The sequence below is a fragment of the Catenulispora yoronensis genome (genome assembly GCF_039531695.1).
In the GTDB taxonomy this organism is placed as follows: Bacteria; Actinomycetota; Actinomycetes; order Streptomycetales; family Catenulisporaceae; genus Catenulispora; species Catenulispora yoronensis.
Map to the genome: position 1 here is coordinate 225,579 of NZ_BAAAQN010000003.1, position 14,407 is coordinate 239,985.

Below are 14,407 nucleotides of genomic sequence, written 5' to 3' on the forward strand. Positions count from 1 at the left end.
TGCGCGGGCGTCGAAGCCGTGACGCCCGAACCCGTCTTCAACCCGCCGGGCCGGCCGGCGCTCGCCTACCGCGCCGGCGACCACGCCTCGTTCCGCGCCTCGATGCTGGCCCGGCTGGCGAGCCGCCCCGAACTGGACCCGCTGACCACCCGCGACCCGGACGACCCGGCCATCGCGCTCCTGGACTGCTGGGCCGTCGTCGCCGACATCCTGACCTTCTACCAGGAGCGGATCGCGAACGAGGGCTACCTGCGCTGCGCCACCGAGGCCGGGTCCGTGACCCGCCTCGGCCGGCTGGTCGGGCACCGGCCCCGGCCCGCGCTGGCCGCCGACACCTACCTCGCCTACACCCTCGATCCCGGCGCCGACACCGTCATCCCGGCCGGATCCAGCGCCAAGAGCCAGGCCGCCGACGGCCGGCTGCCCCAGACCTTCGAGACCGGCGAGGACCTGACCGCCCGCGAGGAATGGAACACGCTCGCGGTCCGCACGACCGACCCGCCGAACATCACCGCCTACGGCGTCGAGACCCTGCCGGCCCTCGACGTCGACGGGACGACGGCCAACCTCCGCAAGGGCGACCGCCTGCTGTTCGCGTTCGCCCCCAGCGGGACCGCCCCGACCGTCCCGGCCTACCGCGCCCGGACCGTGGACTCCGCCGCCGTCGACTTCACCGCCGGCCGGACCTCGGTCACCCTGGCCCCGGTCCAGGACCCGCTGGACGCCTACGCCACCGCGCGCCAGGCCCTGCTCAACGCCCTGATCGCGGCCGCCGGCGCCGTGGTCGCGACCACCGACCCGACGGCCGAGCAGATCACCGCCGACCTGCTCCAACCCCTGATCGACTTCCTCGGCGGCACCCCGGCCCCGCCGCCGATCGAGACCCTCTACAAGGTCAGCCCCCTGCTGAGCGCGCTGGCCGAGACCATCGCCCTGGCCGCCCGGGACGCCGGCTGCCCGCTCGCGCGCTGGCTCGACACCGGACTCGGACCGGTCCGCACCACCGGCGCGGCGCTCATCACCGTCGCGGCCGGGATCACCCGCGACGTCGACCCGGAAATGGCGCGACTGCGCGCCCTCGCCACCGTCATGGTCTGCGGGGACAGCTCCCCGGGCGCCGGCTTCGTGCGGATCCGGGACTTCCACTGCCCGGACCCCGACCGGGGCGCGGCGCTCGCCGCGCTCACCCCGATCCTGCCCGCGCTGCGCCGCCCGCCGTCCCGGCCGCCGCTCAGCGCCCGCTTCCTGGACACCCCGGTCGCCCAGCTGTTCCAGCCGGACTCCGACACCCACCCCCGGCTGCTCACCGCCGCCGACCGCCGGCTCGGACAGGTCTACGAGGCCTGGCGCAACGTCCGCGTCACCGATCCGCCGCCGCTGGCCGGACTCTCCGTCCTGCGTCTCAAGGCCGCCATCGGCGAAGCGACGGTCAGCGACACCAACCCGTGGCCCGGCGGAACCGGCTCCGGCAACGGCGTGTACGAGATCAAACTCGACGCCGTCTACAGCGCCGTGGTGCCCGGACAGCCCATCCTCATCGGCACCGCGGAGGGCGGGAACACCCTGGTGCTCTTTCCCGACCACGTCGCCCAGGACACGTGGAAGGTCCCCAACCCCGACCCCACCAAGACCGCGCCGCTGGCCACCGTGCCCGTGACCGCGCTGTACTTCGACAAGCCCCTGCCCGCCTCGCTGGCCTCGAAGGACTCCCCGAAGGGGCCCCTGCAGACCGGCGCGGGCGTCTGGACCCAGCCCGAACCCCTCACCCCGCTCGGCGCGGCCGTCACCGATGACGTCGGCGGCGACGCGATCGACCTCGCCCGCTGCTACGACGGCCTCAAGCCCGGCCGCTGGGTCCTGATCACCGGCGAACGCACCGACGTCCCGCACACCAGCGGCGTCCAGGGCGCCGAACTGGCGATGGTCGCCGGAGTCAGCCAACGCGTGGACCGCCTCGTCGACGGGGAGGCCCTGCCCCAGCCGGGCCAGGGCCCGCAGACCCGGCTGCTGCTGGCCGGCGCCCTGGCCTACACCTACCGGCGCCCGACCGTCACCGTCCACGGCAACGTCGTCGCCGCCTCCCAGGGCGAGACCCGCACCGACATCCTCGGCAGCGGCGACGCCGGCCAGGGCGGCCAGGCCTTCGCCCTGCACCTGGTCACCGACCAGACCCCGCTGACCTGGACCGCCGCCGACACCCCGCTCGGCGCCGGCAGCACCCTGACGGTCCGCGTGGGCGGCGTCGCCTGGCACCCCAGCGACGCCCTCGCGCTGTCCACCCCGACCGGCCACGACTACGTGCTCGCCAGCGACCCCGGCGACCCCGCGCTCGGGCAGCCCGGCGGCGAGACCGTCGCGTTCGGCGACGGCGTCCACGGTGCGCGCCTGCCCACCGGCTCGCAGAACGTCACCGCCACCTACCGGGTCGGCGCGGGCTCGGTCGGCAACACCGACGCCGGGCTGATCAACCAGCTCGGCTCGCGGCCGCTCGGGGTGAAAGCCGTCACCAACCCGCTGCCGGCCCAGGGCGGCACCGACGCCGACGGCCCCGAGGACGCGCGCGCCGTCATCCCGCTGCGGCTGCGCGCCCTGGACCGGCTGGTGTCCGTCCAGGACTACGAGGACTTCACCCGGGCCCGCGCCGGCATCGCCAAAGCCAGTGCCGCGAAGCTGTTCGACGGCGCCCGCGAAGTGGTGCACGTGACGTTCGGAACCGTCGGGGACATCCCGGCCGGGCCGCTGTCCGGCCTGTTCACCGCTCTCGAACAGGCCCTCGCCGACTTCGGCGACCCGGCGATCCCGGTCCGCGTCGCCGAACGCGAACAGCGGCTGATCATCATGGACGCCGGGGTCAAGGTCCTGCCGGACTACTCCTGGGACCTGGTCGAACCGGCCGTCCGCGCCGCCCTGAACGCCGAATTCGGCTACCTGGCGAGACAACTGGGCCAACCCGCCTACCAGAGCGAAGCGATCGCGGCCATCCAACGCGTCGAAGGCGTCGACTACGTCGACCTCGCCGTCTTCGACGACGTCCCCGGCGACGTCACCCCGCTGCAACTGCTCCAACTGGCGGACAACCTCTCCCAGGCCAAGACCTTCCTGCCAGCCGTCGCGGCGCACTACGAACACCTGGAGTACCCCACGTTCTACAGCGACACCCTCACCAGCTTCGCCCAGCGCTTCGGCCTGACCCTGGACGAGCTCGCCGCCCTCAACCCCCAGCTCACCACCATCTCGCCCGACCCGGAAACCCTCCTCACCGTGTACCGCGGGATCCGCCCCGCCCAGATCGCGGTACTACCCGCCGACGTACCCGAAGCGCTCACCCTGCGGAGGATCCCGTGACCGCCGACCGCTTGTACGACCTGCTGCCGTCCGTCGTGCGGCGCCGCGACGCCGAACAAGGCTGGCCGCTGCGCGCCCTGGTCGGCATCGTGCAGGAACAGGCCGACATCGTCGAGGCCGACATCGAGCAGCTCTACGACGACTGGTTCATCGAGACCTGCCAGAGCTGGGTCGCGCCCTACCTCGGCGACCTGGTCGGATACCGCGTCCTGCCCGGCTCGGCCGAAGCCCTGTCCGGCGGCGCGCAGGACTCCGACACCGAAGCCGCCGCCCGGCTGCTGACCGCGATCGCCGGACGGCGCGACGTCGCCCACACCGTCGGCAACCGCCGCCGCAAAGGCACCCTCGCGCTGCTGGAGGACCTGGCCGAGGACGTCGCGGCCTGGCCGGCGCGCGCGGTGGAGTTCCGGACCCTGCTCGGGGTGACGCAGGCGGTGCGGCTGTACGGCCACGACCCGCGGGCCGACGTGCGCCGCCGGTCCCGGGGCCGCACGGCCGACCTGCGCGACGGGGACGCGCTGGACCGCGTCGACGGGCCCTTCGACGCGCTGGCGCACACGGTCGACGTCCGGCGCGTCACCGCCGCGCCCGGCCGGACTCCGGGCCGGTACGACATCCCGGAGGTCGGGCTGTTCGTGTGGCGGCTGCGCGCGTATCCGGTGACCCACGCCCCGGCGTACTGCGACGACCGGAGCGGCGCCCACTTCACGTTCAGCATCCTGGGGAACAGCGCGCCGCTGATCACGAAGCCGGTGCCGGAGCCGTCGCGGACGCACATCGCGGACGAGGGGAACGTCCCGGCCTTCATCCGCCGCCGGGCGTTCGCGGACCGGACGGCTCAGTACTACGGCCCGGGCAAGAGCCTGTGCGTGTACGTCGGCGGCGACCCGGTCCCGCTGAACCGGATCGTCCCGGCCGACCTGACCGGCTGGGCCTACCGGCCGAAGGACGACGAGGTCGCGATCGACCCGGTGCTGGGGCGGATCGCCTTCTCGCCGCGGCACGCGCCCGAGGACGGCGTGTGGGTGGACTACCACTACGGGTTCAGCGACGACGTCGGCGGCGGCGAGTACATCAGGCCGCTGGATCCGCGCAGCCCGAAGGCGTTCTACACCGTCGGCAAGGCGCCCGGGAACGACTTCGACGGCCTCGGCGCGGCGCTTCAGCAGTGGCAGACGGACAAGACCGCCGATCCGGCCAAGCGCGACGCCGTCATCGAGCTCACCGACGCGGGCGACTTCCTGGAGAACCCGGCGATCGAGCTCGGCTTCGGCGACCGGCTCACCATCCGCGCCGCCCAGGGGACCCGGCCGGTGCTGCGGATCGTCGACTGGACCAGCAACCGGCCGGACGCGCTGCATGTGACGGGGCCGGCGGCGGACGATGGAGACTGCGCCGATGAGAACCCCGCCGACGAGAACTCCGCCGACAAGAAACCCGCCGACAAGAAACCCGCCGACAAGAAACCCGCCGACAAGAACCCCGCCGACAAGAACCCCGCCGACGCCTGTGTCCCGCCGCGGTTGGTGCTGGACGGCCTGCTGATCACCGGGCGCGGCGTGCAGGTCACCGGGCAGGTCGGGCAGGTGGTGATCCGGCACAGCACCCTGGTGCCGGGCTGGCTGCTGGACCAGCTGTGCCGTCCGGAGCACGCCGAGGAGCCGAGCATCAAGCTCGTGGACACCGGCGCCTGCCTGGAGATCGACCGTAGCATCGTCGGCTCGATCGTGGTCGACGTCGACGAGGTGCACACCGAGCCGCTGGCGATCTGGGTGACCGACAGCGTCCTGGACGCGGTCGGCACCGCGGTGCCCGCGCTCTCCGCGCCGGACTGCCGGCCGGCCCACGCGGTGTTCAACGCGCGGCGCACCACCGTCTTCGGCACCGTCCTCACCAGCGGCGTCGGCCTGGTGGAGAACACGATCGTGGACGGCGACCTGCGGGTCGACCACCGGCAGACCGGCTGCGTCCGCTTCACCTGGCTGGGGCCGGGCTCCCGCACGCCGCACCGGTACCACTGCCTGCCGCCGGACCCCGCGCCGGGACAGCCGCAGGCCGTGGTGCCGCGCTTCACCAGCGCGCAGTACGGCATGCCGGGCTACGCGCAGCTGGCGCGGTCGTGCCCGGAGGCGATCCGGCGCGGCGCCGACGACGGTTCGGAGCTCGGCGTGTTCCACGACCTGTTCCAGCCGCAGCGCGAGGACAACCTCACGCTGCGGCTCGCCGAGTCGGTGCCGGCCGGGTGCGACGCGGCCGTGATCGTCGTGACCTGATTCCGCCGGTCCGCCGCTGCGCGCTCCTCCCGCTCCCGCCTCGACCATCAGCTTCCAGATTCCAGGATTCAGGAGACACGACATGCAGGGCGACTTCTCCCGCGTCACCTTCGACCGGCGCAAGCACTACGCGGCCGTGCTGGCGCAGCAGGGCCGGGTGCAGCTCGACGCCGACGCCAACGAGCAGGCCACGATCGAGCTGCGCCGGCTGCGCACGGTGCTGAGCGACGTGATCGGAGCCGCGGCGGCTCCCCGGGACAGCGCCGGGTTCGCGATCAGCGCGCTGTCCGGCAAGAAGCCGCAGGACGACTTCGCGATCAGTGCGGGCCGCGCCTACGTCGACGGCGTCCTGGTCGAGAACGATCAGGACGCCGCCACGTACTGGCACCAGCCCGATCTGGCCCTGGACCCCCAGGCGACCGCAGACGCGCTGCCGTCGGACCTGCCGTTCCTGGTCTACCTGCGGGTCTGGGACCGGCTGATCACCGCGGTGCAGGACCCGGCGATCCGGGAGATCGCGCTCGGCGACCTCGGTCCGGACACCGCTGTCCGGGTGCGGACGGTCTGGCAGGTGGCGGCGCACCCGGTGCCGGACGGCACGGCGGTGAAGGACGTGCTCGCCGCCTTCGAGACGTTCAAGAAGGAGCTGCGGCCGACCGGCCGGATGCGGGCCCGGGCCCGCCAGCAGACCGTGCCGCCGACCGACGCCTGCTCGCTGCCGCCCGACAACCTGTTCCGGGGACCGGAGAACCAGCTGTACCGGATCGAGGTGCACACCGGGGGCCCGGCCTGGCCGGCGCACGGGCATCCGACGATTCTCGACACCGCGACCGATCCGCGGGCCGCCGACGCCGGGAACGGTGGGGGGAAGACTCGGGGCGCCGCCGAGCCGCTGGTCCGGACGCTGCCCGGGGCGACGTTCAAATGGTCCCGCGACAACGGGTCGGCGGTGTTCCCGGTCGAATCGCTGAACGGCGCGGTCGTCAAGGTCACCACGCTCGGCCGGGACGGCAAGCTCGGGCTGGAGGTCGGCGACCGGGTCGAGCTCGTGGACGAGGCCTGGGCCGGCCGCATCGCCGACGACCTGCCGATCGGCGACCCGACCCGGTCCTCGCCGCGAATCCGGCAGGTGGTGGCGATCGACGAGGCGGACCTGCTGGTGACCCTGGACCAGCAGAACGGCGATGCGCAGTGCCAGCTCGCGCAGCCGGCGTTCCTGCGACGCTGGGACCACCAGCCGGTGATCGCCCCGGGTTCGGGGCCCGGGTCCGGCGGCTGCGGCGGCAATACCGGTGGCGGCTCCGGCTCCGATGGTGCTTCCGGCGGCGGGTCCTCGGCCTCCGCCGTCCCGGTGATCGCCTCGGACGGCGCCCTGCCGCTGGTCGAGGGGCAGTGGCTGACGATCGAGGACGGCGTGCAGGTGTGGTTCCAGCCGGACAGCACCCTGACCGGCGACCAGGGCGACAACCAGACCGGTACCTATCGGCGCGGCGACTGGTGGTACGTCCCGGCCCGGGTCGTGACCGGCGACGTGCAGTGGCCGCAGGGGCCCGACGGCCCGGCTCCGGTCGCACCGGACGGCGTGGAGTACCACTACGCGCCGCTGGCGTTCGTGACCGGTGCGACCGTGGACTCCTCGCTGCTGAAGACGTTCCCGCCGTTGGCGGGTTAAGCCGGCCGATTGCTAAAGAGGCGGACCCGGCGGGAGCGATCCCGCCGGGTCCGCTTCGTTACGGCCTCTCCTGTCCGCTGTCTGTCAGAACCGCAGCTCCAGCAGCGGCTTCACCGGCGTCACGTCCCGCTGCGGATCCCGGAGGAAGTCCGGACCGGGCGCCCCCATCACCTCGGAGGCCCGGTGCAGGCGGAGGTCCACCTCCCGCTGCGGCAGCGCCGCGCGCATCTGGGCGATGACCCGCTCGTGCAGCGGCAGCTCCCGGGTGATCTCCGACGAGCGGGCGCCCGGCCCCTGCCGGAGCCGGAAGCCGTCCGGCCCCTGATGGTTCGAGAAGTAGTCGCGCATCTGGCCCTGCGGCCCGGAGATCGTGGTCCGGTCGCGCAGCATGGAGAAGTAGTTCTCGACGATGCTCGCCTGCTGCTCCGGGGTGTACTCGAAGAACGAGGACCGCGGCCCCAGCTCGTAGTCGTAGGCGTAGTCGCGGTTGCCGCGCAGCCCGGCGGCCGCCTGGGTCTGCAACGAGTGCGAGAGGTAGTCGGTCCCGCCGTGCTGGTACTGCCAGACGTGGGTCAGCTCGTGGATGAGGGTCTGGGCCATGTAGGGCTCGTCGATGGTGAAGTGCTCCGGGACGCGGACGTTGTTGCCGACGGTGCGGTACTCCAGCACCTTCGTCGGGATCAGCCGGACCCGGCTCAGATCCAGGCCGCGGCCGAAGACCCCGGACGCCAGCTCGACCTCGGCGGGCAGCAGCGCCCGGCCGGAGACCGCGCCGATGGTGTCGCTCACCTGGGTGACCGCCTCCTCGGCGACGGGAGAGCGGATGCTGACCGGGCCGGGCGCGCGGTGCTGGCGGCGGATGACGGCCGGGCCGGCAGCGGTGGCGGCAGTGGTGGCGGCGGTGTTCGGAGTGGCTCCGCCGCGTCCGGCCGTGGCCGCGGTGCCCTTGGCGACGGTGCCTTCGATGGGGGCTGTCGCGGTGCCCGTCGCAGTATCTCTTGCCGAACCCGCGTCCGAATTCGCAGCCGTCCCCGCGCCGGCGCCGTGGGCCACCGCGTCCGCCTGCCGCTCCGACACCTCCCCGGGCCCGCCGAGCCGCAGGTCGGCGTCCGGCCGCACCCGGGTCCCGCCGCCCTGGGCGACGTGCGTCAGCTCGTGGGCCAGCAGCCGGCGCCCGGCCTCGCTGCCGGGCCGGTACGCCCCCTGGGAGAACACGACGTCGGTGCCGACCGTGTACGCGACGGCGTCCAGGGCGTCCGCCGAGGCCGCCGCCGCGCTGTCGGTGTGCACCCGCACGCCGCTGAAGTCACGGCCGAACCGGGCTTCCAGGCTCGCTCGGGTATCGGGGTCGATCGAGCGGCCTGGTGAGGCCAGCACGTCCCGCACCGACGCGGTCGGGGGCCGCGTCCGTATGTCCGGGCCGCGACGCCGGTTCCCCGACGAGTGTGTGTACTCGGTCATGCTCGGTCCTCTCTGCGAGCCGCTGCCGAGCCGGCCCCTCCACCCCGGGCAGCGGACCCATGGCCGCCTCCAGCAGCCGTCGCATTCCCGGCGACGGGCTCACGCCGAGTTCGCGGCACAACAGGATCCGATACGCGTGGTAGGTGTGGACCGCCTCGCTGTAGTTGCCCTCCGCGAGATGGATCTCCAGCATGAGCCGGTGCGGGCTCTCCCGCAGCGGCTCGGACCGCAACGCCAGCAACACCGCTTCCAAGGCGGTCGCGAAGTTGCCGGCCCGCAGCTCGCGGCGGGCCACATCCTCTATCGAGTGCAGGAACCGCTGGCGCAGGCGTTCCCGCTCCAGCAGGACCCAGTCCTCGTACCAGCCGGGCAGCAGCTCCCCGAGGCCGCAGCTGCGCAGCAGGGTGTGGCTGTCGAGGACGTCGAACGGGTCGAAGGCGGCCGCGGTGCCCGAAGCGGCCGGCGTGCCCGACAGCCCGGATGCGCCGGACCCGCCGGACACCCCCGCATACCCGCCCGCGCCGACTCGGCCATCAGGGTGGCGCGCGCCGATGCCGAACTCGGCGGCGGCCGCGTCCCCGAGCCCGCCGGGTCCGAACAACTGGTCGACGTCGACCCACACTGTCTCGTGCAGGCGCAGCGTCTCCCCGCTGGCCACCAGCAGCGGCGCGCCGCACTGCTGCAACCGCCACAACGCCGTCCGCAGCCGGCCGCACGCCTTGGCCTCGTCGCTGTCCGGCCACAGGGTCCCGACCACGAGCGAACGCGTCGCCCGGCGCCGCAGCGCCACGAATGCCACCAGGCGCTGCAACGTCTTGGAGAGGTGAACCTGTCTGGTTCCCGCCTCCAGGGCGAAGCCGTCGAGCAGCCTCAACCGCGCCGATGAGCTCACGCTCGTCTCCCGTCACGTCTACGTCCGGCCGTCGGAGCAGGGTGCTGCCCGAGTGCCGTCCCAATGAGTGCCGCGCCGGTTGTCGACGTGCGCTGACCTGGAGTTTCCGCCTCTCACCGGGTCGCTTCCCGGCCGTTGGGCGACGGAACCGTATGTCACTCGAACGTGTCACGGGTGTGGTGCGGTCCACGCTCAGCACGGAGGCATGCACAAGAGAATGTCTCTGCTATGCGGAGTGCAGCAGCGGCAGGATCGCGGCTCCCGATCACGCGCGACACCGCCGACCCGGTATATCAGCATTGGACATCGCATCCAGTACCGCCGAGCAGCGCGGAGGGCCTCGGGCCACAGCCCCGGACGGTCGCCGCATTCTGGAAGATGCCGCCCCCGACCTCGGTCCCCAGACTCATGCGACAAGAGCGTGGCGCAATCTGGCGGGTCCCCGGCCACGGAGAAGAGGCGGCGCATGGACAGGGTCTTCGCTCGGCGAGCCGGTGCCTCACAGGTCGGCGTCCGCCAAGAAGGTGTTGAGCGGGGCGGGATTGAGCACGGCAGCCTCCGCCGAGCCGGCGTTCCCATGCGCTACTGGCTGCCGACCGCCCTGGCCATCGCATCGGTCGTCGCGCTGGTAGCGCACCTCGTCTACGGCGCCGCCCTCTCCGGCGCGGACCTCGACGTCTACCACGGCGGCGCCTCCGCCGTCGCGCACGGCCACTCGCCCTACGTCTTCTCCAGCTCCAACCAGCTGCAGTTCACCTATCCGCCCTTCGCCGCGATGTTCCTGGTGCCGATCGGGTTGCTCCCGATCGCCGCCGCGGTCCCTGTCTGGGCCGGCTTGTGCACCTTGGCCCTGGAAGCGACCGTCTGGATCCTCCTCGGCGCGATCGGGATGCAGGGGCGACGGCGCGCGCTGTTCACCGCCGCGGGCACCGTCGCCGCGTTCTCCTTGGCGCCGATCTCGTCGAACTTCTGGACCGGGCAGATCAACACCATCCTCATGCTGCTGATCGTCGCGGACCTGGTGCGTCCGGACCGCCCGGCCCGGCAGCCCGCTGATGCCGGGCGGTGGCGCGGTGTCAGCGTCAGCGGCAGGGTCAGCGTCGGTATCGGTGTCGGCGTCGGGATCGCGGCGGGCCTGAAGCTGACCCCGCTGATCTTCGTCCCCTACCTGCTGCTCAGCGGCCGGGCCCGGGCCGGGCTGACCGCCTTGGCGACGTTCGCCGCCACCGTCCTGGCCGGCTTCGTCGTGCTTCCCGGCGGGTCCTGGGAGTACTGGCGGAACGACGCCTGGAACACCAAGAAGATCGTCCCGGTGGACGACGCGTGGATCTTCAGCCAGTCCATCCTCGGAGCGTTCAAGCGTGTACGGCACTACCTCCCCGCCACGCCGTTGTGGCTGCTGCTCGCTGCCGTCGTCGCCGTGGTCGGCCTGACGGTCGCGGTCCGCGCGAGCCGGCGCGGCGACGAGCCGACCGGCGTCGTCGTCTGCGCGATCACCGGCTTGCTCGTCTCCCCGGTCTCCTGGCCGTTCCACTGGGTGTGGTGCGTCCCGCTGCTCGTCCTGGAGGCGGCGCGGGCCTGGCAAAACGGCCGGAAGCGCCAGAAGGCCGGAGCTGTCGCGCTATGGCTGGCCTTCGCCCTCGCCTCGATCTGGACATTCGCTGTGTTCTTCGCCGATCCCGGGCAGCCCGGGACGGTCCTCGTGGTGCTGTTCGCCGACCTCTTCGTCCTGGTCGGCCTGGTGATGCTGGCCGTCCTCGCGCGCCGCGCCGCCCCGCGGCCGGGACGCTGACCGGCTCGCCCCGGGCTCCGGCGACCGACCTGGCCCCAAGGTCTTGACCCGCATCAGTGGTCTACTCCATTCTCTCTGGTGTAGACCACATGGGGGCGTCGGAGGCACACCATTCCTCCGCTACGTGGGCTGACTCCGTTCCACACGTGACACCGTCGTTCCAGCTCAGGGGAGACGACGGCGCACTCCGCAACCCCGGCACCCGCCGGGGCCCTCTCCACTCCAGAGGACGAGTTATGCCAAAGCACGTACCGTACGACAGCGCCGATTCCTCGGCCGCGAGACCGGCCGGCCGCCCGGCCTGGCGCAACCCGCGCGCGCTCGGCGCGGCCGGCATCTCGGCCGCGACCGCCCTGGCCGTATCCGGCATCTTCCTCTTCGCGGGCGGCGCCAGCGCCGACACCGCGAACCTGATCGCCAACGGCGACTTCGAGACCGGGACGCTGTCCGGCTGGACCTGTTCGGCGAGCAGCGGCTCGATCGTCGGCACGCCGGTCCACGGCGGCACCCACGCCCTGGCCGGCACCCCGGCCGGCAGCGACATCGCGCAGTGCTCGCAGACCGTCGCGGTGCAGCCGGGCACGAAGTACACCCTGTCCGGGTTTCTCCAGGGCAGCTACGTCTATCTCGGCGTCACCGGATCCGGCAACGACAGCTCGACCTGGGGCTCTCCCGCGACCTACTCGCAGCTCTCGACGTCGTTCACCACCGGGGCGGCCACCACGTCGGTGACCGTGTTCGTGCACGGCTGGTACGGCCAGGGCGCCTACTACGCCGACGACCTGACCCTCACCGGCCCCGGCGGCACGCCGCCCACCACCCCGTCCAGCACCGCGCCGACCTCGCCCAGCGCCACCTCGCCGAGCACCCTGCCGACCACCCCGTCGAGCTCGGCCACCTCGACCAAGCCGCCGACCGGCTGCGCCGACCCGGCGTGGGTGTCGACGACCGCCTACAACGGCGGCGCGCGCGTGTCCTACGGCGCGCACGAGTGGCACGCCAAGTGGTGGACCCAGGGCGACATCCCCGGCAACAACTCGCAGGCCGTCTGGGCCGACGACGGCGCGTGCACCGGCGGGTCCGTGACGCCGAGCACGTCGGCGAGCACGTCCCCGAGCGCCTCGCCGTCGACCTCGCCCTCGACGTCGCCGAGCACCAGCCCGTCGACCAGCCCGAGCACGTCGCCGTCCACGTCCCCGTCGTCCCCGCCGCCCACCGGCAAGCACCTGCTGACCGGCTACTGGCAGGACTTCGACAACGGCGCCAAGGACCAGCGCATCAGCGATGTCGACAACGCCTACGACATCATCGCTGTCTCGTTCGCCGACGCCGACGCCACCGCCTCCGGCGCGATCAAGTTCGCGCTGGACCCCACGCTGTCGAGCAAGCTCGGCGGCTACACCGACGCCCAGTTCAAGGCGGACATCGCCGCGAAGCAGGCGGCCGGTAAGAAGGTCGTGATCTCGGTCGGCGGCCAGAACGGCACCATCTCCGTCGCCGACTCCACGTCCGCGGCCAACTTCGCCAACAGCGCCTGGACCCTGATGCAGGCCTACGGCTTCGACGGTGTCGACATCGACCTGGAGAACGGCATCAACCCCACCTACATGGGGCAGGCTCTGCACACCCTGGCGGCCAAGAAGGGCGCGGGCTTCGTGCTGACGATGGCCCCGCAGACCATCGACATGCTGTCGACCTCCTCCGGCTACTTCGCGCTCGCGCTGAACGTGAAGGACGTCCTGACCATCATCAACACCCAGTACTACAACTCGGGCTCGATGAACGGCTGCGACGGCAAGGTCTACAGCCAGGGCTCGGTCGACTTCATCACCGCGCTGGCGTGCACCGTCCTCAAGGGCGGTCTGTCCCCGTCGCAGGTCGGCATCGGCGTCCCCGCCTCGGCGAGCGCGGCGAGCTCCGGCTACGTCTCCCCGAGCGTCGTCAACAACGCGCTGGACTGCCTGGCCAAGGGCACGGGCTGCGGCTCGTTCGTCCCGGACACCAAGTGGCCCGGCATCGGCGGTGCGATGACCTGGTCGACCAACTGGGACGCCAGCAACGGCAACGGCATAGCCGCCACGGTCGGCGGCCACCTGCACGCGATGCCGTGATCGGACAGCTGTCCGCCTGACGGTGGGCCGTGACCGCGATCGCCCCGGATCCCGCTGAGGGAACCGGGGCGATCGCGCGGTTCGGCGGGGCGGGGCTGGGCATTCTCTTCGCAAGGGGGAGGCGGGGGAGGCGGGGATGCATCGAGATCGGCGGGCTGTGCCGTCTGTGGGGTCTGTGCGGCCTACGCGGTCTGCGCTGCCCATGCGGTCCGGCTGGGCCGGGAGCGGGCCACCGCATTGGCGCTATTTCTCGGGGCCGGTGTGCGTCGGGTTGTTTCTGGCTTCGCTGTACATGCTCCACTACACGTGGGCGGCCCATGAGGGCCAGGGACGGGTCGGGACCTGGACGGCCACCAGAGTCGTGCATCTCAGGGACTCCAAGTACTACGGCCGGTTCGTCTCCGACGACGGCGCGGAGGTCCGCGAGGACATCCGGCTGGAGCATCCGGACAGCGCACTCGCGCCGGGCGAGTCCGTGCGAGCCGTCGACATCGGCCGCTCCAGTGTGGCCGTGCTCGGCGGCGACGAATGGGAGCTGGCGGCGGGGATCGCGGCCGTCTCGGGACTGGTGAGCGCCGCCTGGGTCCTGACCGTGCCGTTGGCGCCGGTTGTCCGGTTGGTGTTCCGTCGCCGGGAGGCGCCGCCCGACAGCCCGAGCATTCCCGCACCGGCCCGGCGGAGGTCCCCGCGTCCGACACCGGCGCGCCGGCTCGCCGAGATCCAGGCGATCGCCGACGACGCGGACCACCGCTTCGACGAGCTTCTGTCGCATCTGCACACCGAGCTTCAGCCCGAGCCGCAGCCCGCTGCACCTGATACGCGACCCGCGCCGAGCGACCCGATGTGACATCCGGGCCGCCC

At 72.6% G+C, this 14,407-nt stretch carries 8 protein-coding genes; 6 read left to right on the top strand and 2 right to left on the bottom strand.

Features of this window, described 5'->3' with window-relative positions; genetic code table 11:
- Positions 1-18 precede the first annotated feature (18 nt).
- The 3 genes from ABD481_RS03760 (at position 19) to ABD481_RS03770 (ending at position 7,290) form a co-directional block, all read left to right on the top strand.
- Positions 19-3,345, top strand: coding sequence for a putative baseplate assembly protein (locus ABD481_RS03760; RefSeq protein WP_344664074.1), 3,327 nt, complete (start codon positions 19-21; stop codon positions 3,343-3,345).
- The gene (locus ABD481_RS03765) at positions 3,342-5,618 is read left to right on the top strand and encodes a hypothetical protein (RefSeq protein WP_344664075.1); all 2,277 of its coding nucleotides are present in this window, start codon (positions 3,342-3,344) and stop codon (positions 5,616-5,618) included. Before ABD481_RS03760 ends, ABD481_RS03765 begins: the two co-directional genes overlap by 4 nt.
- A gap of 82 nt (positions 5,619-5,700) precedes the next feature.
- Positions 5,701-7,290 carry a DUF6519 domain-containing protein gene (locus ABD481_RS03770; RefSeq protein ID WP_344664076.1) on the top strand — a complete coding sequence of 530 codons (1,590 nt, stop codon included), beginning with the start codon at positions 5,701-5,703 and terminating at the stop codon, positions 7,288-7,290.
- 84 nt (positions 7,291-7,374) lie between these two features.
- Here ABD481_RS03770 and ABD481_RS03775 read toward each other — a convergent pair whose 3' ends face one another.
- On the bottom strand, positions 7,375-8,676 hold the full coding sequence (locus ABD481_RS03775; protein WP_344664148.1) for an eCIS core domain-containing protein: 1,302 nt from the start codon (positions 8,674-8,676) through the stop codon (positions 7,375-7,377).
- A complete protein-coding gene (locus ABD481_RS03780) occupies positions 8,597-9,643 on the bottom strand; it encodes an AfsR/SARP family transcriptional regulator (RefSeq protein WP_344664077.1) in 1,047 nt (348 codons plus the stop codon). The genes ABD481_RS03775 and ABD481_RS03780 overlap by 80 nt, the downstream gene beginning before the upstream one ends.
- 577 nt (positions 9,644-10,220) lie before the next feature.
- Here ABD481_RS03780 and ABD481_RS03785 point away from each other — a divergent pair.
- The 3 genes from ABD481_RS03785 (at position 10,221) to ABD481_RS03795 (ending at position 14,393) form a co-directional block, all read left to right on the top strand.
- Complete coding sequence (locus ABD481_RS03785) at positions 10,221-11,435, top strand: glycosyltransferase 87 family protein (protein WP_344664078.1); 1,215 nt, start codon at positions 10,221-10,223, stop codon at positions 11,433-11,435.
- Positions 11,436-11,671: 236 nt separating this feature from the next.
- Positions 11,672-13,546, top strand: coding sequence for a chitinase (locus tag ABD481_RS03790; protein ID WP_344664079.1), 1,875 nt, complete (start codon positions 11,672-11,674; stop codon positions 13,544-13,546).
- A gap of 292 nt (positions 13,547-13,838) precedes the next feature.
- Positions 13,839-14,393: a hypothetical protein gene (locus ABD481_RS03795; RefSeq protein ID WP_344664080.1), complete on the top strand. Its 555-nt coding sequence runs from the start codon at positions 13,839-13,841 to the stop codon at positions 14,391-14,393.
- Positions 14,394-14,407: the final 14 nt, after the last annotated feature.